We start from the raw sequence: 23,732 nt of genomic DNA on the forward strand, positions 1-23,732 counted from the left end.
TTGGCCCGCGTCGTCGGTGCGGCGACAGGGGGTGCTCCCGCCCGTCTTCGACATCTGACGAAGTCTCATCCCGTTGGGCCCGGCAGGCGGGCAAGCCCGCCTGCCGGGCGGGATTGACGGTCAGCGGAGCACGGCAGACCGGTCGCCGGGCTTGGTGCCCGAGGGCAAGGGGGGAGGGTGGCGCGCCGGGCCTTCCGCCACGCTGCTCGCGCGGTCGTTCGGTCGTGGGTAATGCGTGTCGGCGGGCGTTGCCGGTCACGGTCGTGGCCCCGCGCAAACTCGCTCCCGGGCGGTGCGCATCGCCCGCCATCCAACCAGCGGGCAGGCGCAGCCTGCGCGGCCCAACGGGATGAAGCTGCTTTGCCGCGAAGACGGGCGGGAGCGCCCCGCTTCGGCTGTTGACCCACCCTGCGCCGCTCAGCGCCCACGCGGCTTGGCGCGCAGGGTCGGGTCGGCGCGGGTCGGGTCCTCGGGCCAGGGGTGGCGGGGATAGCGCGCGCGCATGTCCTTGCGCACATCGGCGTAGCTGCCCGCCCAGAAGCCCGGCAGGTCCATCGTCGTCTGCACCGGCCGCCCGGCCGGTGACAGCAGCGTGACCCGCAGCGGTTGCCCTCCGACCTGTGGGTGGCGTGTCTCGCCGAAGAGTTCCTGCAGCCGTAGCGCGATTTCCGGCCTCTCGGCCGAGTAGTCGATCGGAATCCGGCGCCCCAGCGGTGTCGTGTAGGCTGGAGGCGCCAATCGGTCCAGCGCCTGCGCCTGGTCGAAATCGAGGGCGGCGCGCAGGGCCGGGGTCGGGTCGAACGCCCGCAGATCGGCGGCGCTGCGCACCTGGCCCAGAAAGGGCAGCAGCCAGTCGTCGGCCTGCTCCAGCAGCGCGACGTCGGACGGATCGGGCAGGTCGGGCCGTGCCGCGCGCGCCGCCGCGAGCCGTGCGCGCAGAAGTGTGAAGCCCCGCGCCCCGTCGAAGAGGCCCAGTCCCAACTCTCGTACCCCGTCGAGTGCGGCGCGCGCCAGCTCCGTATCCGGCGCGTCGCTCCAGGCCCGGTCGGACAGCACCAGCGCGCCAAGCCGTTCCTGCACCCGCGCAGTCACCCGGCGCTCCCGCCGCGACCAGGCGCAGACTGTCACGGCCTCGATCCGGTCCGCGAACAGGGCTCGGAGGGAGCTTTCGCTCAGCGGTGCGGCGCGGCGGATGCGCGCCTCGCGCGGGTCGCCGTCCAGGTCGGTCACCGCCAGCAGGCGCTGGGCGGCCAGCGGGTCGTCCTCGGGCAGCGCGGCGCCCTTGCCGCCCGAGAGCACGAAGCGCGGCGCGTCGCCGGGCCGGTGCAGCGCGATCCGGTCGGGATAGGCCAGCGCGGCCATCTCGCCCGTGGTCATCGGCGCGTCCGTGGCGGGCGCGCGCCGCGCAAGGCGCCGTGCCTCGGCGGCAATGCGTTTGCAAGTGGCCGGGTCGCCCACCCCGCCGGGCTGCCGCAGGGCGCGAAGCCGCAGGTCCAGATCGCAGCCCTGCGGCGCGCGCAGTGGGTCCCGCTCGCCCAGCAGTGCCGCCAGCGGCGCGGCCTGCGCGCCCGCCCGCGTCAGCATGTGCCCGAGGCGCGGGTGAAGCGGCAAGGCGGCCAGCGCCCGCCCGTGGTCGGTGATCCGCCCGGCCGCGTCCAGCGCGCCGAGGCCGGTCAGCAGCGCCTGCGCCTCGGCCAGCGCGGCGGCGGGCGGCGGTGTGAGAAAAGCCAGCGCTTCGGGGCCCGCGCCCCATTGCGCCAACTCGAGCGCGAGGCCGGTCAGGTCCGCGGCCTCGATCTCGGCGGGCGGGAAGGCGGCCAGCGCGCCCTCCGCGCCGCGGGTCCACATCCGGTAGCAGATGCCCGGGGCAACCCGACCGGCGCGGCCGCGGCGCTGCTCGGCCTCCGCCCGCGTCACCCGTTCGGTCACGAGCCGCGACATGCCCGAGCCGGGATCGAAACGCGCGCGCCGGGCGCGGCCGGCGTCCACCACCACGCGAATGCCGTCAATGGTCAGCGAGGTCTCGGCGATCGCGGTGGCAAGCACGATCTTGCGCAGTCCGGGTGCGGCGGGCGCCAGCGCGTCGCGCTGTGCCGCCGCGGGCAGCGCGCCGTAGAGCGGCAGCGCGATGCAGTCCGCGGGCAGCCGCGGGGTGAGGGCGGCGAGGCAGCGCCGGATTTCGGCCTCGCCGGGCAGGAACACGAGGACACCGCCCTCGGTCTCGCCGAGCGCGCGGCAGGTCAGGTCGGCCGCGGCTTCGGGCAGGCGTGGCGCGCCGCGGCCGCTGGCGGGAGGTGTGTCGAGCCAGCGGGTGTCGACGGGGAAGGCGCGGCCCTGCGCCGTCAGCACGGGCGCAGCGTCCAGCAGGGCGGCGACGGGCGCGGCGTCCAGCGTGGCCGACATCACCAGGAGGCGCAGGTCGGGGCGCAGCGCGCCGCGGACCTCCCAGGCGAGCGCGAGACCGAGATCGGCCTGAAGGCTGCGTTCGTGGAACTCGTCGAAGATCAGGGTGGAGACTCCGTCCAGTCCTGGGTCGGCCTGAAGGCGGCGGGTCAGAATGCCTTCGGTGACGACCTCGATCCGGGTGCCCGCGGACACCCGCGCTTCGCCGCGCATGGTATACCCGACGGTGCGCCCGACCGGCTCGCCCAGTTCCGCAGCCATACGCTCGGCGCTTGCGCGCGCGGCTAGGCGGCGTGGCTCCAGCATGAGGATGCGCCCCGGTGCTCCGGCCGCCAGAAGCGCGGGCGGCACGCGGGTGGTCTTGCCCGCGCCGGGCGGGGCCTGCAGCACGGCGCGCCCGTGGGCGGCCAGCGCGGCGACGAGGTCGGGCAGGATCGGGTCGATGGGCAGGGCGGAACGGGTCATGAAGGCGATATGCCCCGCCCGGCGTACCGGTGCAATTCTCCTGCGCGGTGCTGCGTGCCCGGACTGCCGCAACGCGGCCGCAGGCGGGCTAGCCCGCCTGCGGGGCCCAACGGGATGAGACATCGTCGGATGTCGAAGACGGGCGGGAGCCTCCCTTGCCGGTTCTCGGCGGGTCGGCCGGGTCGGCGCGTCCGCCGCCGCGCGCGTGGCAGCCGATACCCCGCGCCGCGCGGCCGACCGGGTCGCATCTGGCTTGTGCCGCTAGCGGCGTGTGATGCGCGCGCGTCCGAAGCTGGTCGGAAAGCTGAGCTGTTCCACGCGCAGCGTTCCGCCCGGGATCGCCGCGTAGCGCATCGTGAGCGGCCATTCCCGCCGCTCCGCCATGTCGTCCGGGCTGAACCCCGCCACCCGCGTATAGCGCCCGCTGCAGGTCAGCCCGCCCTGCGCCGGTTCCGCGCGGTTCAGCTCGATCCTGTGCCGCCGCCGCCCGTCATATATCGAGATGTCCAGTTGGCAGGCCAGCGCCGCGGGCCGGTCGCGCAGAATCGCCCAGGCCGCGGTCGTCGTGTCCACCGTCCCGGCCTGCGCCTCCGGCGGCGCGGCATGGCTGGACGGCCCGCGTGGCGGCGTGCGCGTGATCGTCGGCACGCCCGCGCCGGAATACCTGTAGGTCCGTTCGGTGTCGTCCTTGCCGTCGATCGTCACTTCGCGCGCCACTTTCGGGCGGTAGGTGTTCCCCGACACCGTTCCCTGCGCGACCGTGTCGATCTCCGCATCGAAGAGCGCGCCCAGCAGCCCGCTTGCCCTCGCCGATCCATGCGCTGTGTACGCGCCCGCCGCCGTCTCTTGTGCGCGAAACGCGATCACGCCGGCGCGGATGCCGCCGAACGACACGTCGAACGCACCGCTTTCCTCGGATGCGCGCCCCGCCGCGGGCGCCAGCGTCGCCGCTAGCACAAGCGCCAGGGCAGCGGCGGCGCGGGTCAGTGCTCCGGCAGGGCGGTGTCCGCGGTGTACGGCCGGATATGCTGTTCGGTGGGGCATGGGGCGTCCCTTTCGTTGCGGCGGGCCTGCGGGCGACCGTTTCCCGGTCGGTGTTAGGCTGGACATACACCCCCGCCACAAGGCAAGACAACGGCCACACCGAATTGTGAGGTCGCCCCATGCCCTTGTCCCCCCCCGACGCCTTCGCCGAAGAGATGGCCCCGCGCATCCTGCGGGGCGAGCGGCGGGCGCTGGCGCGGGCGATCACACTGATCGAGAGCGGGCGCGCCGACCACCGTGCGCAGGCAGTGGCGCTTCTGGACCGGCTGAAAGACGAGGGGCGCAGCGCCTTGCGGGTGGGCCTCTCGGGCACGCCGGGCGTCGGCAAGTCCACCTTCATCGAAGCCTTCGGCATGATGTTGACCGGGCAGGGGCTGCGCGTCGCCGTGTTGGCGGTCGATCCGTCCTCGGCCCGCTCGGGCGGGTCGATCCTGGGCGACAAGACCCGGATGGAGCGCCTGAGCCGGGATCCGAACGCCTTCATCCGTCCCTCGCCCAGTCAGACACAACTTGGCGGAGTCGCCCGCCGCACCCGCGAGGCGGTGGCGCTGTGCGAGGCGGCGGGATTCGACCTTGTGCTGATCGAAACGGTCGGTGTGGGCCAGTCCGAAACCGTGGTGGCCGAGATGTCGGACCTGTTCCTGCTGCTCATGGCGCCGGCGGGCGGGGACGAATTGCAGGGCGTCAAGCGCGGCATCATGGAGATTGCCGACATGATCGTCGTCAACAAAGCCGATGGCGCGCTGAAAACCACCGCCACCCGGACCTGCGCGGATTACGCCGGCGCGCTGCGGCTGCTGCGCAAGCGCCCGCAGGATCCGCCAGGCTTTCCCAAGGCAATCATGGTCTCGGCGGCTGAGGAAACCGGCCTGCAGGCGGCCTGGAACGACATGCAGGAGCTGGCCGCCTGGCGCAAGGCGCAGGGCCATTGGGACACACGCCGCGCGGCGCAGGCGCGGTACTGGTTCGAGGAGGAGGTCCGCCAGGGCCTGTTGGCGCGGCTCACGGGCGATCCGGCCGCGCGCGCGCGGTTGGCCGATCTCGGCACGCAGGTGGCCGAGGGCACCGCGCTGCCCGCCGTCGCCGCGGAAGAGATGCTCCACTGGCTGGGACGGTGAGCGGCCCGGCGCGGGGGCCGCGCGCGGCAGCGGTGCATGTTCCGGCCAGCCCCGCCGAGAACCTGCGCGGCGCGGGCCTGATGGTGGCTGCGATGGCTGCATTCGCGGTGGAGGACATGTTCCTGAAAGCGGCGGCCGCGACGCTGCCGGTCGGGCTTGTGCTGATGCTGTTCGGTGCCGGCGGCACGGTGGGCTTCGCGCTGCTGGCTCGTCTGCACGGAGAGCGGCTGTGGCACCCGGCGATGGCGCATCGCGGTGTCGTGCTGCGCGCGGCGGCCGAGGTGACCGGGCGGCTCGGATATACGCTCGCGATCGCGCTGACCCCGCTGTCGGCGGCGACGGCGATCCTTCAGGCGACGCCTCTGGTCGTTGTGGCGGGTGCCGCGCTGATCTTCGGCGAGAAGGTGGGTTGGAGGCGCTGGTCCGCGGTGCTGGCCGGGTTTGCCGGGGTGCTGGTGATCCTGCAACCGGTGCCGGGATCGTTCGTGCCCGCCTCGATCCTCGCGGTGATCGGCATGGCCGGGTTCGCCGGGCGGGACCTTGCCACGCGCGCCGCGCCGCGCGTGCTGTCGAATCGCCAGCTGGGCCTGTGCGGCTTCGCGGTGCTGGTGCCGACCGGCGCGCTGCTCTGGGCGGCGATGGGGGGTACGGTGCGGCCCGACCCGGCAGCCTTCGGATGCGTCGCCGCCGGCACGGCGATCGGGGTGGCCGCCTACACCGGATTGACGGCCGCGATGCGCACCGGCGACGTGTCGGTGGTCACGCCGTTTCGCTACAGCCGCCTGCTGTTCGGCGTCGCACTCGGGGTGCTGGTGTTCGGCGAGGGCCTGAGCCTTGCCACGCTGGGGGGCAGCGTGATCGTTCTGGCGGCCGGGCTCTACACGCTGACCCGCGCGCGGCGGGCCGAAAGCGCTTGACGCCCCGGCGCGATGCCCCTAAACGCAGCCAACGAATTCCCGGGCGCTGCGTGGCGGCGCCCCTTTCCGTTGTAACACCAGCCGTTCGGGCGTGCCCGGACCCCGCCAGACCAGAGATGAGGAACGCCCATGTCGCGCCGCTGTGAATTGACCGGAATTGGCCCGATGGTCGGCAACAATGTCAGCCACGCCAACAACAAGACGAAACGCCGCTTTCTGCCCAACCTGCAGGAGGTCACGCTGATCTCCGACACGCTGGGCCGGTCGTTCAAGCTGCGCATCTCGTCCAAGGCGCTTCGGTCCGTGGATCATCGCGGCGGCTTCGATGCCTATATGGCCAAGGCGAAGGATGCGGAACTGTCCGACACCGCGCTGAAGATCAAGAAAGAGATCCTGAAGGCGCAGGCCCCGGCCTGACCCCTACCTTCTTGCGCCTCGCGGCCCGTTCCGGGCGGCTTGCACATTCAGCTCCCATGATGAAACCCCGCCGCGCGCGGGGTTTTCTGCATTCCGGGCGCGGCGGCGCGCCGCGCTTGGCGCGGGGGTGCGGGCCAGCTATCAAGGCCGCATGATCCGGTCCACCCGCCCATCTGCTTCAGTGTCTGTACGACCATCTGCCCGGATGGCTGCCGTTTCCCCGCTGCTGGCGCTGGGCCTGGCTGTGCTGATGCTCGTGACATCGGTGCACGCGGGACAGATGCGCGGGCAACCGCGCGCGGCGGGCAGCGCCGTGCTGTGTGTCGGCGGCGAGGCGGTGCGCGTCGCGGTGGACGCGGACGGGCAGCCGGTTGTCCCGCCGCATCTGTGCCCCGATTGCGTGGTGTCACTGGCCGCGGTTCCGCCGTTGCCCGCGCTGGATGTGCCACTGCGCGCCACACGGCATGCGCAGGTCTGGCCGACGCGCGACATCGCCCCGCGCACGCCGCGCGCCGCCGGTCCGCTGGCGCGGGGTCCGCCGGTTGCGGGCTGACTTGCGCCCCATCCACGGACCACTTCACAGATCAAGGACGAACAGATGTTCAGAACGTTCCCTTTCGCAGCCGCCCTTGCGGCCTGCCTTCCTGTCGCCGCGTTTGCCGCAGACGGGATCGAAGCCCATGACGCCTATGCCCGTGCCTCGGGCCCTTCCGCCCCGACAGGCGCGGCCTTCATGGTGCTCTACAACACCGGCGACACCGATGACCGGCTGGTTGCCGCGCGCGCGCCGGTGGCCGAGCGGGTGGAACTGCACACCCATATTGCGGACGAGAACGGCGTGATGCGGATGCGCGAGATCGAGGGCGGCATCGCGCTGCCCGCGGGTGGGCGGCATGTGCTGGCGCGGGGCGGCGATCATGTCATGTTCCTGGGGCTGACCGCGCCGCTGGAACAGGGCGCCCATGTACCGTTGACGCTGGTCTTCGAGAACGCGGGCGAGGTGGTGCTGGACGTGGTCGTGGACCATGATCGGGCGCCGGGGGCGCTTGGCGCGCACGGCGAAGGGATGCAGCACGGCAAGATGGGTCATGGCGACATGCAGGGGCATGGCGGGCATTCCGGCCACGGCAAGGCCGAGTAGGCGGGACGCGCCTCAGCCCGCGGCGAGCACCTCGTCCACCCAGTCCGGGACAATCCGGGCGGCGGGGCCCAGCCGGGCCTCGTCGAAACGGCCGGAATTTTCGGACGGATCGAGGTTCAGTTCCAGCGTGCGCGCGCCATGCCCGGCGGCTTCGGCGAAGAAGCCCGCCGCCGGGTAGACGCTGCCTGACGTGCCGATCGATACGAAAAGCGCGCACTCTGCCAGTGCGGCAGCGATCCGGTCGAGGTGGTAAGGGTATTCGCCGAACCACACCACGTCGGGCCGCGTTGCCGCCGCGCCGCAGGCCGGGCAAGGGTCGCCCGGGTGCATCGCGCGCGGTGCGTCCCAGCGGTGCTCGCAGGCGCCGCAGAGCGCGCGCATCACCTCGCCGTGCATATGCACCACCTCGGGGGCGCCCGCCCGTTCCAGAAGGTCGTCGATGTTCTGCGTAACCAGCAACAGTTCCGGCCCCAGCACGTGCGCCAGCCGGGCCAGCGCCGCATGGGCGGCATTGGGCGCGGCGGCGATGCAGTTCTCGCGTCGCGCGTTGTAGAAATCGTGCACGAGGGCGGGGTCGCGCGCAAAACCCTGCGGTGTGGCCACGTCCTCTAGCGGGTAGCGCGCCCAAAGCCCACCCGCATCGCGGAAGGTGCCCAGCCCGCTTTCGGCCGAAAGCCCCGCGCCGCTGAGTACCACGATCCGTGTCATGAGATGCCTTTCCTGTTGGCGGTTGAGCGACCAAATGTTAATTTAACGAAATGGTTCAAGATGCTCCTTCGCGTATCCTTTTTGTATGTCTTGGAAACATTATTCGGTCGCCGCTGGCCGAAGGGGTCATGCGCACCCTTGCACCTGACCTGCACCTCGACAGTGCGGGGACGGGAGGCTGGCATGTGGGAAAGCCGCCCCATCCCGGCGCTATAGCGGCGGGCGCCTTGCGCGGCTACGATATCTCGATGCTGGCAGCGCGCCGGTTCGATTCAGAGGATTTCCGGGATTTCGACATGATCGTGACCATGGATGCCGAAAACCTCGCCTCGGTAAAACGAATCCAGCCGCAAGAGTCCGTCGTGCCTGTAACCCGGCTTCTGGATCATGCGCCCGAGACCGGTGTCGAAGACGTCCCTGACCCTTATTACACGGGTGATTTCGAACCGGCGCTCGACCTCATCGAAGCCGGGTGCCGCGGTTTGCTGCGCGACCTCGGCCGCTGAAATCAGCGGCAGGATTGTTCCGCCAGCGCACCGAACTGGCGATAGCGGGTCCAGAACTGTTCGTCGCTGCGGCTGTCCGATTGACGGACCTCCTGCGCGCGGTGCGGGTCCTTGAAGAAGCTCGCCGCAAGGCGCTGGTCGCGGGCGGTCAGCAACTGATCGGCGATGCGCTGGATGCAGGTGCACAGCCGTGTGTCGCCGCCGACCCTTTCGGACCGGGTGCAGGCCTGCTCGATGCGGCCCGCGTTGGCGACCGCTGGTATCGTGGCAAGAAGCGGGGCGGCAAGAAGGACGGCGAGGATGGTGGCGCGGGTCAGGCGAATAACGGTCATCATGGCCTCGGGACTGCTGGGAGAAGGCGATTTTTGGCCGATTATTGGCAAATATCCGCTCAATTCGCAACAGTTTCGCAGTCAATCCGCGCCGATTTCGCGGCTCGATCAAGCACCGGCGTCGATGATTGCAGCAAGGATCGCCTTCGCCGGCGCGCCCGCCCAGTCGGCATCGCCGCGCATCCGGGCAATCTCGTGCCCGTCGCGGTCCAGGATCACGGTGATGGGCAGCCCCAGCACTGCCATGTCGCGCGCGATGGCCTGTTTCGGGTCGTTGTGGAGCGGCAGGCTTTCGATCCCGGTTTCCTCGAAGAAGCGGCGCATCGCGGCGGGGGCATTGCGCCCGGTTGCGATGGTCACGACGCGAAAATCGGGCCCGCCCATTTCCATGTTCAGCGCGTCAAGCGCCGGCATCTCCTTACGGCAGGGCGCACACCATGTGGCCCAGAAATTCAGCAGCACGACCTGCCCGCGATACTGCGCGAGCGTCTGCTCGGCCCCGTCCTCCGTCACGAAGGGCTGGTCGGTGACCGGCTTCGGAGTGTCGTGGAACACCAGTTTCTTCATGTCGCCCTCGCGCAGCGCGCCCCATGCCGCGGGGTCGGCGGCGGCGGGCAGGCCGTTCAGAAGGACGGGCAGGGCGGCAAGCAGCAGGGCGAGCGCGGGCAAGCGGTGTGTCATGGAAACCTCCGTTTGGGGTGACTGTGCGGTCCGGAACGGTCGGGTCAAGCGCGGCCCGCCGCGATGGCGCAGATGTGAAGCCGTTTGCGCGACGGGCGCGCGCAGCCTATAGACGCGGCAAGGCGAACAGGGGGTCTGTGCATGGGCAAGGACGGTGGCAGCAATGCGATGTGGGGCGGGCGGTTCAGTGCCGGTCCCGATGCGATCATGGAAGCGATCAACGCGTCCATCGGGTTCGACCAGCGCCTGTCGGACCAGGACATCGCCGGTTCGCGGGCCCATGCCGCGATGCTGGCGGCGCAGGGCATCATCACGCAGGCCGATGCCGACGCGATCCGCGACGGGCTGGACCGCGTGAAGGCCGAGATCGACGCTGGCGAGTTCGTGTTCTCGGCCGCACTGGAGGACATCCACATGAACGTGGAGTCACGGCTGCGCGACCTGATCGGTGCTGCGGCCGGGCGGCTGCACACCGCGCGGTCGCGCAACGACCAGGTGGCGACCGATTTCCGGCTCTGGGTGCGCGACCAGTGCGACGCTGCCGCTGAAGGACTCGAGGCGCTGCAGCGCGCGCTTCTGGCGCAGGCCGAGGCGGGCGCGGACTGGGTCATGCCGGGCTTCACACATCTGCAGACAGCGCAGCCGGTGACCTGGGGCCACCACATGATGGCCTATGTGGAAATGTTCGCGCGTGACGCGGGCCGGTTCCGCGATGCGCGGGCGCGGATGAACGAATGCCCGCTCGGCGCGGCGGCGCTCGCGGGTACGGGCTTCCCGATCGACCGCGCGGCGACGGCGGCGGCGCTGGGGTTCGACAAGCCGATGGACAACAGTCTCGATGCGGTGTCGGACCGGGATTTCGCGCTGGAGTTCCTGTCGGCGGCGGCGATCTGCGCGGTGCACCTGTCGCGGCTCAGCGAGGAGCTGGTGATCTGGTCCTCGGCACAGTTCCGGTTCGTGACGCTGTCGGACCGGTTTTCGACCGGGTCGAGCATCATGCCACAGAAGAAGAATCCCGACGCGGCTGAACTGATCCGCGCCAAGATCGGCCGGATCACCGGCGCGCTGGTGGCGCTGCTGACGGTGATGAAGGGTCTGCCTCTGGCCTATTCCAAGGACATGCAGGAGGACAAGGAACAGGTCTTCGACGCGGCCGACACGCTGATGCTGGCACTGGCGGCGATGACCGGGATGATATCGGACCTGACGGCGAACCGCGCGGCGCTGGAGGCGGCGGCCTCGGCCGGCTTCTCGACCGCGACGGACCTTGCAGACTGGCTGGTGCGCGAGGCCGGGCTGCCGTTCCGCGAGGCGCATCACGTGACCGGTGCGCTGGTCGCGCGGGCCGAGGCGCGCGGTGTCGATCTGCCCGACCTGTCGCTGGACGAAATGCAGGCGGTGCACGGTGCGATCACGTCGGCGGTGTTCGAGGTGCTGGGAGTGCACAATTCAGTTGCGTCGCGCACCAGTCACGGTGGCACGGCTCCGGCGCAGGTGCGCGCCCGCATCGCCGCGTGGCGGGAGCGGCTGACATGAGCGCGCTGGGGGCGATGAGGGCGATCCGCCGGGTCGGTGCGGCGCTGCTGGTTTGTGCCGCTTTGGCGGCTTGCGGTGGCGGGGTGAAGCCCGACGCAGAGGCGTCGATCGGGTCGGGCGGGCCGGGCGCGCGCGCCGGAGTGGAAACCGAGGGTGGCCGTGCCCGTGCGGGCATGTCTACTTCAGGCCCCTATGCCGAGGCGGACGTGGTGCGCGCGGGACCGGCTTCGGTCACCGTGGGAACCGGCGGGGTCGGTGCAAGCGTCGGCGTCGGGCCGGTGCGCGTCGGTGTCGGGTCGGGCAGCTGGTGGCGCTTGGGGCTCGGGCTGTGAGTCGGGTCGTCGCCTGCGCCGCGCTCCTGGCATGGCTGGCGGGCTGCGGTCTTGATGGCCCGCCCACGAGGCCCGCGCCCGAACCCGCCCCAAGCACGGGCATCGTGATCGGCGGATCGGGCTATATCGGCGGGTCGGTCAGCCGATAGGGCACAGTCCTGCGACGCAGCCGCGCGGAACGGGAATTATCGCGGCTCCGGCTGCGGTTGATCCTCCAGCCCATATCCGTCGCCGGACCCATGTCGGCAGACTTCGCACGGTATCGAACCAGGTACGGCTGGCGTGCCATGCCCTGGCTGGAGAGGACGGCATGTCCTGCAGCCCCGCCTGGCGCACGGCGGGCGCAGGGTCAGCCCGGTCACTGCCGTCACAGCCCCGCTGACAGCCGCCGACACCGCATTTGATGGGAGCGTGGCGACGTTCAGGTCGAGCGAGGCGATCAGCAGGACCACGACGATTGCGCGGCTCAGGCCGCCGAGGATCGGGATGGGACTGGAAAGGATCTTCCGCATCCCATGACCTTCGTGTTTAAGCGGCAGCAGGCGTTGGGCTTTCGGGGCGGGCCTTCGCCAGCCCGGCCCGCCGCGCCAAGTCCAGCGCTATGCGTGGAAAGCTCACAAGGAACAGCCCATGACTCCAATGCGCCTCGTCTATCTCGCCCTTGCGATCTGGGGGGCGGTGCACCCGATGTACTGGTTCGTGAGCCATATGGCGCAGAACCCCGGCGGCCTGTCCGGCCTGATCGATGCGTGGTACGTAAACGACAGCACCACGGGGCTGACATGGGATCTGACCATTGCGGCCATAGCGCTGACGGTCTGGGTGGTCGCCGAAACCGTGCAGCGACGGGCCTGGCTTGGGCTGGTCGCGATCCCGGCGACTTTCTGTATCGGCGTCAGTTGCGGTCTGCCGCTGTTTCTGTTTCTGCGCAGCCGCCCCGCCTGAGTTGCGGTGAGCCAACCGGGACGGGGGGCTCCCGCCCGTCTTCGGCGCGAGGGGCAAGCTCCTCCCGTCTCATCCCGTTGGGCCGCGCAGGCTTCGCCTGCAGGCGCACCCGCGAAGGCCTCTGGCGCCGGGACGGCTTGGGCCGCGCGCTTCGAAGGCCGGGCAAGAAAAAGCGCGGCGGCTGCAAGGGCGGTCAGGTGCCAGCGCACGCGGCCGGATGGCTGGCGGGACCGCATGCGTGGCGGGTTGCATCAATCTGGCGCGTCGACCCGGTGCGCCGCGCCGCATAGCATCCTTGCCATGAAGGACGTTGCTGTGACCCCGACCACGCCCCAGACCCCGGTTCCCGCCCTGTTGCATCTTGGCGGCGCGGCGCGCCCCGGCCTGTGCACCGATTGCGGCGTCTCGCGCATGGGTGACGGCAAGGCCTGCGGCCGCGCCTGCCAGTTCATCGCGCCAAACTATCCGGCGCTGGAACGCGCCGTCCACGGACGGGTCGCGCGCGACGCCGGGGACGAGGCGTTTTTCGGCGTGACCTTGTCGATGCAGCGCGCCCGCCTGTCGCCGCCCGCGCCGGGCGCGCAATGGACCGGGCTGACCACTGCCATCGCAGCGCGGCTCCTCGAAACCGGAGCCGTGGACGCAGTGCTGACCGTCGCGCCTGACCCGCAGGACCGCTGGAAGCCGCGCCCCGTGATCGTCACCGACCCCGAAGCGCTGGCCGCCTGCCGGGGGATGCGCATGGGCTACGCCCCGTTGCTGGCCGCGCTGGAGCCCGCCCGCGCGGCAGGGCACCGGCGCCTGGCCGTGATCGGCATCCCCTGCCAGGTCTACGCGCTGCGGGCACTGGAGGCGGAGCTGGACTTCGACGCGCTTACCGTGATCGGTACGCCGTGTTCCGACAACACAACGACCGAGAATTTCCACCACTTCCTGTCGCTGCTCGACCCCGCGCCGGAGACCATCAGCTATCTTGAGTTCCGCACCGATTTCCGGGTCGAGTTGCGCTTCGACGACGGCCGCGCGCCGCGCTGCGTGCCCTTCCTGTCGCTGCCGATCTCGGACCTGCCCGCCGATTTCTTCCCCATGACCTGCAAGACCTGCGTGGACTACACCAACCGGCTGGCCGATCTCACGGTCGGCTACATGGGCGGCGACGGCGATCAGTGGGTCATCGCCCGCAACGAGCGGGGGGCCGCGGCCCTTGCCGGTCTGGGCGACCGGCTGTCGACTCGGCCGCTGACGGATAGGGGCAAGCGCACCGGCGCGGTCCGGGGGTTTCTGGCGAACACCGAACGCGCGGCGGGGGGGATGCCGCTGCGCCGGATGCCGGACTGGCTGCGCCCGCTGGTGTCGTTCCTCCAGCCACGGATCGGGCCGCGCGGGCTGGAATTTGCCCGGGCGCGGGTCGAAATGAAGGCGGTCGAGACGGTCCTGCATCTTAGGCGTGCCCATCCCGCGCGGATCAAGAACATGGTCCCGGCGCATGTCTGGCGGCTGGTCGCGGCTTACGGGCTTTCGCCCCGCCCTGAGGAGGCGCCCGCGCGTTCCGAACCGACCGAGGTAAACCCGGACCCGTCCGCGCCTGCGGAGTGAGCAGTGCCGCGGCCGTCTGTACGGGGCCTGCCCGCGTCCCGACGGCAAGGGTTGCGCTGCGTGAAATCCGCCTGCAATCATGATGGCACATAAAAAGCTCAACAGGGAGACAACTCACATGACCCGCACATCCGGCCTGCTGGCCGCGACCCTGCTTGCCACCACCGCGCTGGCACCGATGGCCACAGCCGAAACGTTGCGCTGGGCGCGGGCGGGCGACAGCCTGACGCTCGACCCTCATGCGCAGAACGAGGGGCCAACCCACACGATCGCGCACCAGATCTACGAACCGCTGCTGATCCGCGACATGACCGGCGCGTTCGAGCCGGCGCTGGCGACCAGCTGGGCGCCGTCGCCGGACGATCCCAATGTATGGGTGTTCACCCTGCGCGAGGGAGTGACCTTCCACGACGGCGCCGCGTTCGATGCATCCGACGTGGTGTTCTCGATCAACCGGGCCAAGACCGAAGACAGCGACATGAAGGAGTTGCTGACCTCCATCGTCGAAGTGCGGGCGACCGATCCGATGACGGTGGAATTCGTCACCGACGGGCCGAACCCGATCCTGCCCAGCAACCTGACCAACCTGTTCATCATGGACGAGGACTGGGCCAATGCGAACGGCGCGGTGAAGGTGCAGGACGTCGAAGGCGGCGAGGAAACATTCGCTGCGCGCAATGCCAACGGCACCGGCCCCTACACGCTGGTCAGCCGCGAGCCCGACGTGCGCACGGTGCTGGAACAGTTTCCCGACTACTGGGGCAAGAACCAGTTCCCGATGGATGTGACAGAGGTCATCTATACCCCGATCCAGAACGCCGCGACCCGCGTCGCCGCTCTGCTGTCGGGCGAGGTTGACCTGATCCAGGACGTGCCGGTGCAGGATCTGACGCGTGTGGCGGGCACCGACAACCTGGAAGTGCGCACCGCGCCACAGAACCGCGTGATCTTCTTTGGCCTGAACATGGGCGCCGCCGATCTCGAGAGCGACAATGTCGAAGGTGCGAACCCGCTGGCCGATGCCCGCGTGCGTCAGGCGATGAACATGGCGATCAACCGTGAAGCGATCCAGCAGGTCGTCATGCGCGGCCAGAGCCAGCCCGCGGGCATGATCGCGCCGCCCTTCGTCAACGGCTGGACCGCCGAACTGGATCAGGCCAAAACCGACGTCGCCGCCGCCAAGGCGCTGATGGAAGAAGCGGGCTATGGCGACGGCTTCACCATCCAGCTCGATTGCCCGAACGACCGCTACATCAACGACGAGGCGATCTGCCAGGCCACAGTCGGAATGCTGGCGCAGATCGGGGTGACGGTGAACCTCGATGCCAAGCCGAAGGCTCAGCATTTCCCGCTTATTTCGAACAAGACCACGGATTTCTACATGCTGGGCTGGGGCGTTCCGACCTATGACAGCGAGTATATCTTCAACTTCCTGGTGCACACCACTGAAGGTGACCGTGGGTCTTGGAACGCGACGGGCTACTCCAACCCGGACCTCGACGCGAAGATCAAGTCGCTGGCGTCGGAAACCGATCTGGATGCCCGGAACGACACGATCGCGGAAATCTGGGAAGTCGTGCAGGCCGAAACGATCTATCTGCCGGTCCATCACCAGGTTCTGAACTGGGGCATGAAGGCCGGAGTCGGGATCGACGTGGATCCCGAGGATCAGCCAAAGGTCAAGTATATCAGCATGAACTGACGTTGCGGCGCGGTGGGGACGGCCTGACTTGCCAAACCGCCGCGCCCGACGCACCGTGGGAAAACTGGCCAGTTTGGAGGGCGTGTTGACTCCGCGGATCAGGGCAAGAGGACTGGAAGTCGCGGGTCTGCTGATGGCCGCGGCATTGGTATTGGGGGCGACCGGCGTGTTTGCAGCAACCTACGTCATGGCTTCGGCGCTTCAGGGCGTGCTGGTCGATGGCGCGGGTCAGCCCGCCGCGGATGTGCCGGTCACCCGCCGCTGGACCTGGGCGTGGAACGGGCGGACCGGGTCGGACCGCACGGTGACCGACGCGCAGGGGCGGTTCGCGTTCGAAGAGGTGTCGGTGTCGCCGGGGCTGACAGGGCGCCTGCCGCACGCGCCGGGCATCGGCATCGAAATCACCGCGGAGTTGCCGGACGGCGCGCTGACCCTGCTCGACTTGAAGAAACGGAACTACGACGCCGACGGAGAGCTTGACGGCAAGCCCTTCAGGATCCGCTGCCGGACGGACCTCGAACCGGACGCGCGCGGCTTCTTCTGGGGGACCTGCACCCTCGACGCGGGCTGAGAATGCAGGCGGCACCAGGCGGAATGCAAGGGAACGCGACATGGAACTGACACCGGGTCTTGCCGCAACATTGGCCGATGCCGTCTATGGTGTGCGCGAGCAGCAGAACGTACGCCGCGCCGTCGCCCGCCAGATCGGCAGCCCGGACGTGCTTGAAGATGCGTTCGACGTGTCCGGCGCCGCGGTGGCCGGCATGTCGGGCGGGCGGCTGCTGGGGGCGAAGTCGGGGTTCGGCATGGTGCTGCACGGGCGTGGGCCGCTGGAAGGTCATGTCGCCATCGTCACGCGCGGCACCGAAACCCAGCAGGACTGGCTCAGCAACGCAAATGTCGCCTACGAGACCGGTCCGGGCGGCTTCCCGGTACATGCGGGGTTCTGCCGCCTTTACGCGTCCATGAAGGAAGATGTGGCGGCGGCCCTGCGGCGGCGCAACCCATCGCATATCCATGTCGTCGGCCATTCGCTCGGCGGGGCTGTCGCCAACCTTTTTGCCTGCCAGTACACGCTGGAAAACCGGGGTGACGTGCATCTGTACACCTTCGGTGCGCCGCGGCCCGGGCATGGCGCGTTCTCGCGCTTCCTGACCTCGGAGCTTGGGGCGGAACGGCATCGGCGCGTGTTCTGCGGCGCCGATCCGGTGCCGATGGTGCCGACCTGGCCGTTCATGCACGCGCCGATGGAAACGCCGGGCCTGCGCAGCCCGCATGGCGGCAGCCTGATGTCGATCGAAGCGCACCGCATCCCCAGCTACCGCAACGCCTTGGATGGCTACAGCTGGCGTGAGATGCAGGCGGCACAGGGCGAAACCCCGTTCAACGACACGTTCGAATACTGGATAGGGCAGGCGATGAACCCGTCCTTCGGGATGATGTCCGCAGGGCTGCTCTGGGCGCTTGGCCGCGCTCTGCGGGCGCTGTTCCGGGTGCTGTCGGTCGGGCTGGTCCTGGTGGGCATCCCGACGCTGACCGCGCTCGACCGGCTGGCGACGCTGGCCTTCGGAGCTGCGCGGCGGTCGGGGGAGATGGAACAGAACCTACTGCAGGTCGTTGCAGGTTTCGCGCGGTTCCTGGGGTACGCTGCGGTCGACGGGGTGAACCTGTCGGCGGCGTTGCTGTCGCATGTCTTCACCGCCGTGTTCGACGTGTTGGCCCGTCTGGCGCGTGGTGCGATCGACCGGCCGGCCTGACACGCGTCTTTGGTCCGCCGCAAGACCTGCCCCTCAAGGAGACCCAAGGATGAAACCACACCACATCGCCGCCGCCTTCCCGCTGCTTTTCGCTACGGCGGCGCAGTCCGCCGAGTTCACATGGGCTTCCACCACGGATCCTCAGACGATGGACCCGCACGCTGTGAACTCCACCCCGGTGCTCGGTTTCCTGAACAATGTCTACGAGGGTCTCGTGCGGCGCGGGAAGGACATGGGTCTGGAGCCGTCGCTCGCATCCCGCTGGGAGCCTATGGACGGCGGGGCGGGCTGGCGTTTTCATCTGCGCGAGGGGGTGCGCTTCCACGACGGCGCCGAATTCACCGCCGAGGACGTTCTGTTCTCGTGGCGTCGCGCGTCCAGCACCGACAGCGATACGGCAAGCTGGTTCGCGCCGGTGGCGGACATGCGTGCGCCAGATCCCTACACGGTGGAGATCCTGACCACGGCGCCGAACCCGATCTTTCCCGACAGCATCGCCAACTGGATGATCATGGACAGCGGCTGGGCCGCCGCCAACGGCGCAGAGACGCCGGCCAAGGACGGCGAGACCTTCGCCACACTCAATGCCAACGGCACAGGCCCATTCCGGCTGACCGAACGCCAGCCTGGCCTGCGCAGCGTGCTGGAGCCGAACACGGACTGGTGGGAGCAGGCCGACCATAACCTGACCCGAGCCACCTTCACGCCGATCCAGAACCCGGCAACCGCGGTTGCGGCGCTGCTGTCGGGCGATATCGACATGATCAACCCCGTGCCGATCCAGGACGCAGCGCGGCTGGAACAGTCGCCCGGCGTGCGGCTGATCCGCGGCACCGAGACGCGGGTGATCATGCTGGGCTTCGACCAGAGTTCAGAACAGCTTCTGTCCGGCGATGGGGCCAACCCGTTCCGCGACGTGCGCGTGCGGCGCGCTGTGGCGATGGCAGTGAATGTGTCCGCGATCCTTCAAACGATCATGCGCGGCAGCGCCGAGCCCGCAGCCCAGCTTGTGCCGGACGGCATCCGCGGTCATTCGGCCCTTTACGCGGCACGCCCGCCCTTCGATCCGGCGGCCGCCCGCGCGCTGCTGGGCGAGGCGGGGTATCCGGACGGTTTCGCCTTCGATCTGAAATGCCCCAATGACCGCTATCTGAACGACGCGTCGGTGTGCCAAGCGGTTGTGTCGATGCTGGCCCAGATTGGCCTGACGGCGACGCTGGACGCGATGCCGGTGCGCAACTACTGGCCCGAGCTGCGCGCCGACAATTTCGACATGTACCTTCTGGGCTGGTCGCCCGGCACCTTCGACGCGGAACACCCGCTGCGGTTCCTTGCGCACACGCCGACCGACACGCTGGGCACCTGGAACTTCGGCGGCTATTCAAATGCGCGGATCGACGCGCTGCTGCCGCAGATCCAGTCCGAGATCGACGAGACCACGCGCCAGGCGATGCTCGACGAGACAGCGAAGATCCTGCAGGACGAGGTTGCGTATGTGCCGTTGTATGTCCAGCCGCTTCTGTGGGGCGCGCGTGATGGCGTGGAACTGACGCAGCGGCCCGACGACTTTTTCATGCTGCGATGGGTGCGGGTGGACGACTGATCCGGCGGCGGGCGCTGCGATCCGCCCTTTTCCGCCGCAAGGCGCGGCAACCGCCCCGATCAGGCCTGCACGCCGCCACGTCAAAGCTTGACCTTGCCGGCCATCCCCGGTCTGCTGGCCCGCAACGGAGATCGGAGCGTCCATGCTTGCCTACATCCTGCGCCGGGTTTTCCAGTCGGCCCTCGTGCTGCTTGTCGTCGGCCTTGTCGCCTTCTCGATGTTTCGCTTCGTGGGCGACCCGGTGGACAACATGCTGGGGCAGGAACGGACCCAGGCCGACATCGAACGCCTGCGCGACACGCTCGGCCTAGATGACCCGTTTCCGGTGCAGTACTGGAACTTCCTCGGCAACGCGGTGCAAGGCAATTTCGGGGTTTCCTACCGGCAGGGCCGCCCGGTCTCGGAGATCCTTATTGAACGCGCCCCGGCGACGCTGGAACTCGCTGCAGTGTCCGGCGTTCTGGCGCTGACTTTCGGGATAGGGCTTGGTGTGTTCACCGCGATCCGCCGCGACGGCTTTGCCGCGAACGCCATCATGACATTGTCGCTGGTGGGGGTTTCACTGCCGACCTTCCTGATCGGCATCCTGCTGATCTATCTTTTCTCTGTGGAGCTGGGCTGGCTGCCAAGCTTCGGACGCGGCGAGGTGGTGCAGTTCGGTGGCTGGTCCACCGGTTTTCTGACGGAAAGCGGCCTGAAGGCGCTGATCCTTCCGTCGATCACGCTCGGGCTTTACCAGATGACGCTGATCATGCGGCTGGTGCGCTCGGAGATGCTGGAGGTTCTGCGCACGGATTACATCCGGTTCGCCCGCGCGCGCGGCCTGAGCGAGCGAGCGGTCAATTTCCGTCACGCGCTGAAGAACACGATGGTGCCGGTCATCACCGTGACGGGGCTGCAGCTTGGGTCCATCATCGCGTTCGCGATCATCACGGAAACCGTGTTCCAGTGGCCCGGCGTGGGGCTGCTGTTCATCAACGCGATCCAGTTCGTGGATATCCCCGTGATGGCCGCCTATCTCATGCTGATCTCGGTGATGTTCGTCGGCATCAACCTGATCGTGGATCTTCTCTATGTCATGATCGACCCGCGTCTGCGGGGCGACCCAGCCAAGGGGCATTGATCCGATGACCGAGCTTCCCCGGAACACCGGCGGTCCCGCGACCGGCCCCTCAACCGGACCCTCGACTGGCTCCGGTACTGGCGCCGCGCGGGCTGGATCGCGCATGCGCCGTGCATGGGACAGCGACCTTGGTTGGTCGTTCCGCCACGCGCCGGTCGCGGTCGTTTCGCTGGTCGTGGTGACGATCCTTGTGCTGGCGGCGGTACTTGCGCCGCTGATCGCCCCGCACGACCCTTTCGACCCAGCCACGCTGAATCTGATGAACGGCTTTTCCAAGCCGATGGAACCCAATGCCTTCACCGGCGAGGTGTTCTGGCTGGGCACCGACGATCAGGGCCGCGACGTGTTCTCGACCATCCTGTTCGGGCTGCGCATCTCGCTGTTCGTGGGGTTCATGGCGGTGGCCTTCGCCATGCTGCTGGGCATCACTCTGGGCCTGCTGGCGGGGTATCTGGGCGGTTGGGTGGACACCATCATCATGCGCGTGGCCGATGTGCAGCTCACCTTCCCGGCGATACTTGTGGCCATGCTGATCTTCGGCATTGCCAAGGGCATCACCCCGCCCGAATACCGCAATGAAATGGCGATCTGGGTGCTGATTTTCGCCATCGGCCTGTCCGACTGGGTGCAATTCGCGCGCGTCGTGCGCGGCGCCACGATGGTCGAGAAGAACCGCGACTACGTCGCCGCGGCCCGCCTGATCGGCCGCACACCCGGCGCGATCATGATGCGTCACATCCTGCCCAACGTGCTGTCACCGGTGCTGGTCATCGCCACGATCAGCCTTGCGCTGGCGATCATCGCCGAAGCGACACTCAGCTTTCTGGGCATCGGCGCGCCGCCGACGCAGCCCAGCCTCGGCACCCTGATCCGGATCGGTCAGGGTTTCCTGTTCTCGGGCGAATGGTGGATACTGCTCTTTCCGGCTGTCACGCTGCTGGCGCTTGCGCTGTCGGTGAACCTGCTGGGCGACTGGTTGCGCGACGCTTTGAACCCGAGGCTGCGGTGATGGCCTATTCGGTGCTCAGCGCGTCGAACCGGGCCATCCGGTCCAGCTGCGGGCCCATGGTGCACCATTGGTCGTCCCGCGCGACATATGTCACGTCGCCTTCGGTGGCGTGGACGATGATGCGCCCCGGCTCGGTGCTGACAAGGTCGGACCCGATGATGTTGAGAAAGAGCGCAAGCGCTTCGGCGGAGAGACACATGGCGATTGATCCTTTCGGTCGGCGATGCGGCGCGCGTCAGTCCCCCCGGTGCGCCCCTGCCATGAGCCTACCACACCCTGAGCCGTTTGGGGGGCGTGCTGATGCTGCGCCGCAGCACAAGCTGCCAGTGAGTGGCTGGGGTGCTGATAAATCGGGCATTTGTCCAGAAATCGGGCGAAGCCGCGATGGAGCGGGGGTTCCAGCATGAGCGAGCCGACCCTGTCCCTGCGCGATCTGACGGTCGAGATCCCCACACGTCACGGTATCCTGCGCCCGGTGGACCGGGTCAGCTACGATATCGCGGCGGGCGAGATCCTTGGCGTTGTGGGCGAGTCCGGCGCGGGCAAGTCGATGGCGGGCAACGCTGTGATCGGCTTGCTGAACCGTCCTGCGCGCATCGCCGGCGGCGAGGTCTGGCTGAACGGCACGCGGATCGACGAACTGGGGCGGGAGCCGATGCGCCGCCTTCGCGGCAAGCAGATCGGCATGGTGTTCCAGGATCCGCTGACCAGCCTGAATCCGCTGCTCACGGTGGGCGACCAGATCGCCGAGACGATCCTCGAACACCTGCCGGTGTCGCGCAGCGAAGCGCGCGCGCGGGCTATCGCCGCACTGGACGAGGTCGGCATCCCCGCCGCCCGTGACCGGGTGGACAGCTACCCGCATGCCTTTTCCGGCGGGATGCGGCAGCGGGTCGTGATTGCTCTGGCGCTGTGTGCAGAACCCTCGCTGGTGATCGCGGACGAACCGACCACCGCGCTCGACGTGTCTGTGCAGGCGCAGATCATCGCCCTGCTGAAGCGCCTGTGCCGCGAGCGGGGCACCGCCGTGATGCTGGTCACCCACGACATGGGTGTGATTGCCGAAGCTGCGGACCGCGTTGCCGTGATGTATGCCGGACGGTTGGCCGAGATCGGCCCGGTCGCGGGTGTTCTGGGCGCGCCGCGGCATCCCTACACGGTCGGGCTGATGGGCTCTACGCCCGGCGCGTCGCGCGGGCAGCGGCGTCTGACCCAGATCCCCGGCGCGATGCCGCGTCTGGGCGCGCTTCCACAGGGCTGCGCCTTTCATCCGCGCTGTCCCCGGCGCGGTCTGAACTGCGACGTGGATCCGGCGCCGCGGCTCGACGCCGATGGCGGTCGCGCCGCCTGCTGGTATCCTGTCACCGAAACCGAGAAGGCCGAGGCATGAGCGACAAGGGCACCGGCCCGCACCCGGCGGCGCAGGACGGCACGTTGGTGCGCATCCGCAAGCTGACGCGAGTCTTCGACGTTTCGAAGCCGTGGCTGAACCGGGTGATCGAACGGCTCCCGCGCGCGCGGCTCACGGCTGTCTCCGATGTGAGTTTCGACATCCCGGAGCGTGGGGTCTATGCGCTGGTCGGCGAAAGCGGGTCGGGCAAGTCCACCATCGGCAAGATGGTCGTCGGGCTGCTCGACCCCTCCGAAGGGGAAGTGCGTGTGCGCGACGTGGACCTTGCCAGCGAAACCGACGCCGCCAAGGTCGCTGCCGCGCGGTCCGAGATCCAGATGATCTTCCAGGACCCCTATGCCAGCCTGAACCCGCGCTGGCGGGTGCGCGACATCATCGCCGAACCCGTCGCGGCGCGGGGCGGGGACACACGCGGGCTTGCCGAACGGCTGCTGGAACAGGTCGGGCTGGCGGCCGAGGACGCCGTCAAGTACCCGCATGAATTTTCGGGCGGGCAGCGGCAGCGCATCTGCATCGCCCGCGCGCTGGCCGCGAACCCGAAGCTCATCGTCTGCGACGAACCGACCTCGGCGCTTGATGTGTCGGTACAGGCGCAGGTGCTGAACCTGATGTCCGACCTGCGCGAGGAATACGGGCTGACCTATCTTTTCATCAGCCATGACCTGACCGTAGTGCAGCACATGGCCGACACGATCGGTGTTCTGTACCTCGGACGGCTGGTGGAGGAAGCGGCTTCTGACGCGCTGTTCGAGACGCCGCGCCACCCTTACACGCAGATGCTGTTCGCCGCTGCCCCGCGGATGGACGCCTATGGCCGGGAGGTCGAACCGCCCAAGGGTGAGATCCCAGATCCCATCAACCCGCCCGCGGGGTGTGCCTTCCATCCACGCTGTCCGATTGCCGTGGCGCGTTGCAAATCTGAACGGCCCGAAATGCGCCGCGTCGGCGGGGCGCGCGTCGCCTGCCACTTGGCCGAATAGCCTGGC

The 23,732-nt window shown here is 69.0% G+C and carries 25 protein-coding genes; 19 read left to right on the forward strand and 6 right to left on the reverse strand.

From position 1 onward, the window contains the following. Positions 1 to 417 precede the first annotated feature (417 nt). Both hrpB and DKT77_RS15455 read right to left on the reverse strand, forming a co-directional pair. Positions 418 to 2,868, reverse strand: coding sequence for an ATP-dependent helicase HrpB (gene hrpB, locus DKT77_RS15450; protein ID WP_109812577.1), 2,451 nt, complete (start codon positions 2,866 to 2,868; stop codon positions 418 to 420). Between the two features lie 261 nt (positions 2,869 to 3,129). Beyond that, complete coding sequence (locus DKT77_RS15455; protein WP_238547934.1) at positions 3,130 to 3,912, reverse strand: DUF3108 domain-containing protein; 783 nt, start codon at positions 3,910 to 3,912, stop codon at positions 3,130 to 3,132. Between the two features lie 119 nt (positions 3,913 to 4,031). Between DKT77_RS15455 and meaB the strand changes: the two genes are divergently transcribed. The 5 genes from meaB to DKT77_RS15480 all read left to right on the forward strand — a co-directional run bounded on the left by meaB (position 4,032) and on the right by DKT77_RS15480 (position 7,505). Then, positions 4,032 to 5,030, forward strand: coding sequence for a methylmalonyl Co-A mutase-associated GTPase MeaB (gene meaB, locus DKT77_RS15460; RefSeq protein WP_109812579.1), 999 nt, complete (start codon positions 4,032 to 4,034; stop codon positions 5,028 to 5,030). Then, entirely contained in the window at positions 5,027 to 5,947 is a 921-nt protein-coding gene (locus DKT77_RS15465) for a DMT family transporter (RefSeq protein ID WP_274520097.1), read from the forward strand. The genes meaB and DKT77_RS15465 overlap by 4 nt, the downstream gene beginning before the upstream one ends. Before the next feature lie 129 nt (positions 5,948 to 6,076). After that, positions 6,077 to 6,364: a 50S ribosomal protein L28 gene (rpmB, locus tag DKT77_RS15470; RefSeq protein WP_109812580.1), complete on the forward strand. Its 288-nt coding sequence runs from the start codon at positions 6,077 to 6,079 to the stop codon at positions 6,362 to 6,364. Between the two features lie 205 nt (positions 6,365 to 6,569). Beyond that, on the forward strand, positions 6,570 to 6,917 hold the full coding sequence (locus DKT77_RS15475; protein ID WP_109812581.1) for a hypothetical protein: 348 nt from the start codon (positions 6,570 to 6,572) through the stop codon (positions 6,915 to 6,917). A gap of 45 nt (positions 6,918 to 6,962) precedes the next feature. Next, positions 6,963 to 7,505 carry a copper chaperone PCu(A)C gene (locus DKT77_RS15480; RefSeq protein WP_109812582.1) on the forward strand — a complete coding sequence of 181 codons (543 nt, stop codon included), beginning with the start codon at positions 6,963 to 6,965 and terminating at the stop codon, positions 7,503 to 7,505. Between the two features lie 12 nt (positions 7,506 to 7,517). On the opposite strand, the gene DKT77_RS15485 is transcribed toward DKT77_RS15480, so the two are convergent. After that, a complete protein-coding gene (locus DKT77_RS15485; protein WP_109812583.1) occupies positions 7,518 to 8,213 on the reverse strand; it encodes an NAD-dependent deacylase in 696 nt (231 codons plus the stop codon). Positions 8,214 to 8,263: 50 nt separating this feature from the next. Between DKT77_RS15485 and DKT77_RS15490 the strand changes: the two genes are divergently transcribed. Next, positions 8,264 to 8,719: a low molecular weight protein-tyrosine-phosphatase gene (locus DKT77_RS15490; RefSeq protein ID WP_109812584.1), complete on the forward strand. Its 456-nt coding sequence runs from the start codon at positions 8,264 to 8,266 to the stop codon at positions 8,717 to 8,719. Between the two features lie 2 nt (positions 8,720 to 8,721). Here DKT77_RS15490 and DKT77_RS15495 read toward each other — a convergent pair whose 3' ends face one another. Both DKT77_RS15495 and DKT77_RS15500 read right to left on the reverse strand, forming a co-directional pair. Then, positions 8,722 to 9,054 carry a hypothetical protein gene (locus tag DKT77_RS15495; protein WP_238547936.1) on the reverse strand — a complete coding sequence of 111 codons (333 nt, stop codon included), beginning with the start codon at positions 9,052 to 9,054 and terminating at the stop codon, positions 8,722 to 8,724. Positions 9,055 to 9,159: 105 nt separating this feature from the next. Then, positions 9,160 to 9,732 (reverse strand): TlpA disulfide reductase family protein, encoded by a 573-nt coding sequence (locus DKT77_RS15500; RefSeq protein WP_109812585.1) that lies wholly within the window; start codon positions 9,730 to 9,732, stop codon positions 9,160 to 9,162. 141 nt (positions 9,733 to 9,873) lie between these two features. Here DKT77_RS15500 and argH point away from each other — a divergent pair, with 141 nt between their 5' ends. The 11 genes from argH (at position 9,874) to DKT77_RS15550 (ending at position 21,335) form a co-directional block, all read left to right on the forward strand. Next, a complete protein-coding gene (gene argH, locus DKT77_RS15505) occupies positions 9,874 to 11,268 on the forward strand; it encodes an argininosuccinate lyase (protein WP_109812586.1) in 1,395 nt (464 codons plus the stop codon). After that, the gene (locus tag DKT77_RS15510) at positions 11,265 to 11,600 is read left to right on the forward strand and encodes a hypothetical protein (RefSeq protein ID WP_146205019.1); all 336 of its coding nucleotides are present in this window, start codon (positions 11,265 to 11,267) and stop codon (positions 11,598 to 11,600) included. Before argH ends, DKT77_RS15510 begins: the two co-directional genes overlap by 4 nt. Then, entirely contained in the window at positions 11,597 to 11,749 is a 153-nt protein-coding gene (locus DKT77_RS21105; protein WP_238547937.1) for a hypothetical protein, read from the forward strand. Before DKT77_RS15510 ends, DKT77_RS21105 begins: the two co-directional genes overlap by 4 nt. A gap of 481 nt (positions 11,750 to 12,230) precedes the next feature. Then, complete coding sequence (locus DKT77_RS15515; protein ID WP_109812588.1) at positions 12,231 to 12,545, forward strand: DUF2834 domain-containing protein; 315 nt, start codon at positions 12,231 to 12,233, stop codon at positions 12,543 to 12,545. 300 nt (positions 12,546 to 12,845) lie between these two features. Further along, positions 12,846 to 14,141: a coenzyme F420 hydrogenase/dehydrogenase beta subunit N-terminal domain-containing protein gene (locus DKT77_RS15520; protein WP_109812798.1), complete on the forward strand. Its 1,296-nt coding sequence runs from the start codon at positions 12,846 to 12,848 to the stop codon at positions 14,139 to 14,141. A gap of 118 nt (positions 14,142 to 14,259) precedes the next feature. Further along, complete coding sequence (locus tag DKT77_RS15525) at positions 14,260 to 15,843, forward strand: ABC transporter substrate-binding protein (RefSeq protein WP_109812589.1); 1,584 nt, start codon at positions 14,260 to 14,262, stop codon at positions 15,841 to 15,843. Positions 15,844 to 15,976: 133 nt separating this feature from the next. Next, positions 15,977 to 16,414, forward strand: a complete 438-nt coding sequence (locus DKT77_RS15530; RefSeq protein ID WP_109812590.1) for a DUF6795 domain-containing protein — start codon at positions 15,977 to 15,979, stop codon at positions 16,412 to 16,414. Positions 16,415 to 16,454: 40 nt separating this feature from the next. After that, entirely contained in the window at positions 16,455 to 17,600 is a 1,146-nt protein-coding gene (locus DKT77_RS15535; RefSeq protein WP_109812591.1) for a lipase family protein, read from the forward strand. Between the two features lie 49 nt (positions 17,601 to 17,649). Further along, positions 17,650 to 19,203 (forward strand): ABC transporter substrate-binding protein, encoded by a 1,554-nt coding sequence (locus DKT77_RS15540; RefSeq protein ID WP_109812592.1) that lies wholly within the window; start codon positions 17,650 to 17,652, stop codon positions 19,201 to 19,203. 142 nt (positions 19,204 to 19,345) lie between these two features. After that, complete coding sequence (locus DKT77_RS15545) at positions 19,346 to 20,326, forward strand: ABC transporter permease (RefSeq protein ID WP_109812593.1); 981 nt, start codon at positions 19,346 to 19,348, stop codon at positions 20,324 to 20,326. A 103-nt stretch (positions 20,327 to 20,429) separates the two neighbouring features. Then, complete coding sequence (locus DKT77_RS15550; RefSeq protein WP_109812594.1) at positions 20,430 to 21,335, forward strand: ABC transporter permease; 906 nt, start codon at positions 20,430 to 20,432, stop codon at positions 21,333 to 21,335. A 4-nt stretch (positions 21,336 to 21,339) separates the two neighbouring features. Here the strand turns inward: DKT77_RS15550 and DKT77_RS15555 are convergent, their stop codons facing one another. Further along, on the reverse strand, positions 21,340 to 21,534 hold the full coding sequence (locus DKT77_RS15555; protein WP_109812595.1) for a hypothetical protein: 195 nt from the start codon (positions 21,532 to 21,534) through the stop codon (positions 21,340 to 21,342). A 204-nt stretch (positions 21,535 to 21,738) separates the two neighbouring features. On the opposite strand from DKT77_RS15555, the gene DKT77_RS15560 reads away from it, so the two are divergent. Both DKT77_RS15560 and DKT77_RS15565 read left to right on the forward strand, forming a co-directional pair. Further along, positions 21,739 to 22,725 carry an ABC transporter ATP-binding protein gene (locus tag DKT77_RS15560; protein ID WP_109812596.1) on the forward strand — a complete coding sequence of 329 codons (987 nt, stop codon included), beginning with the start codon at positions 21,739 to 21,741 and terminating at the stop codon, positions 22,723 to 22,725. Then, positions 22,722 to 23,726, forward strand: coding sequence for an ABC transporter ATP-binding protein (locus DKT77_RS15565; RefSeq protein ID WP_109812597.1), 1,005 nt, complete (start codon positions 22,722 to 22,724; stop codon positions 23,724 to 23,726). Before DKT77_RS15560 ends, DKT77_RS15565 begins: the two co-directional genes overlap by 4 nt. Positions 23,727 to 23,732 lie beyond the last annotated feature (6 nt).

The organism is Meridianimarinicoccus roseus, assembly GCF_003172915.1.
Classification (GTDB): Bacteria; Pseudomonadota; Alphaproteobacteria; order Rhodobacterales; family Rhodobacteraceae; genus Meridianimarinicoccus; species Meridianimarinicoccus roseus.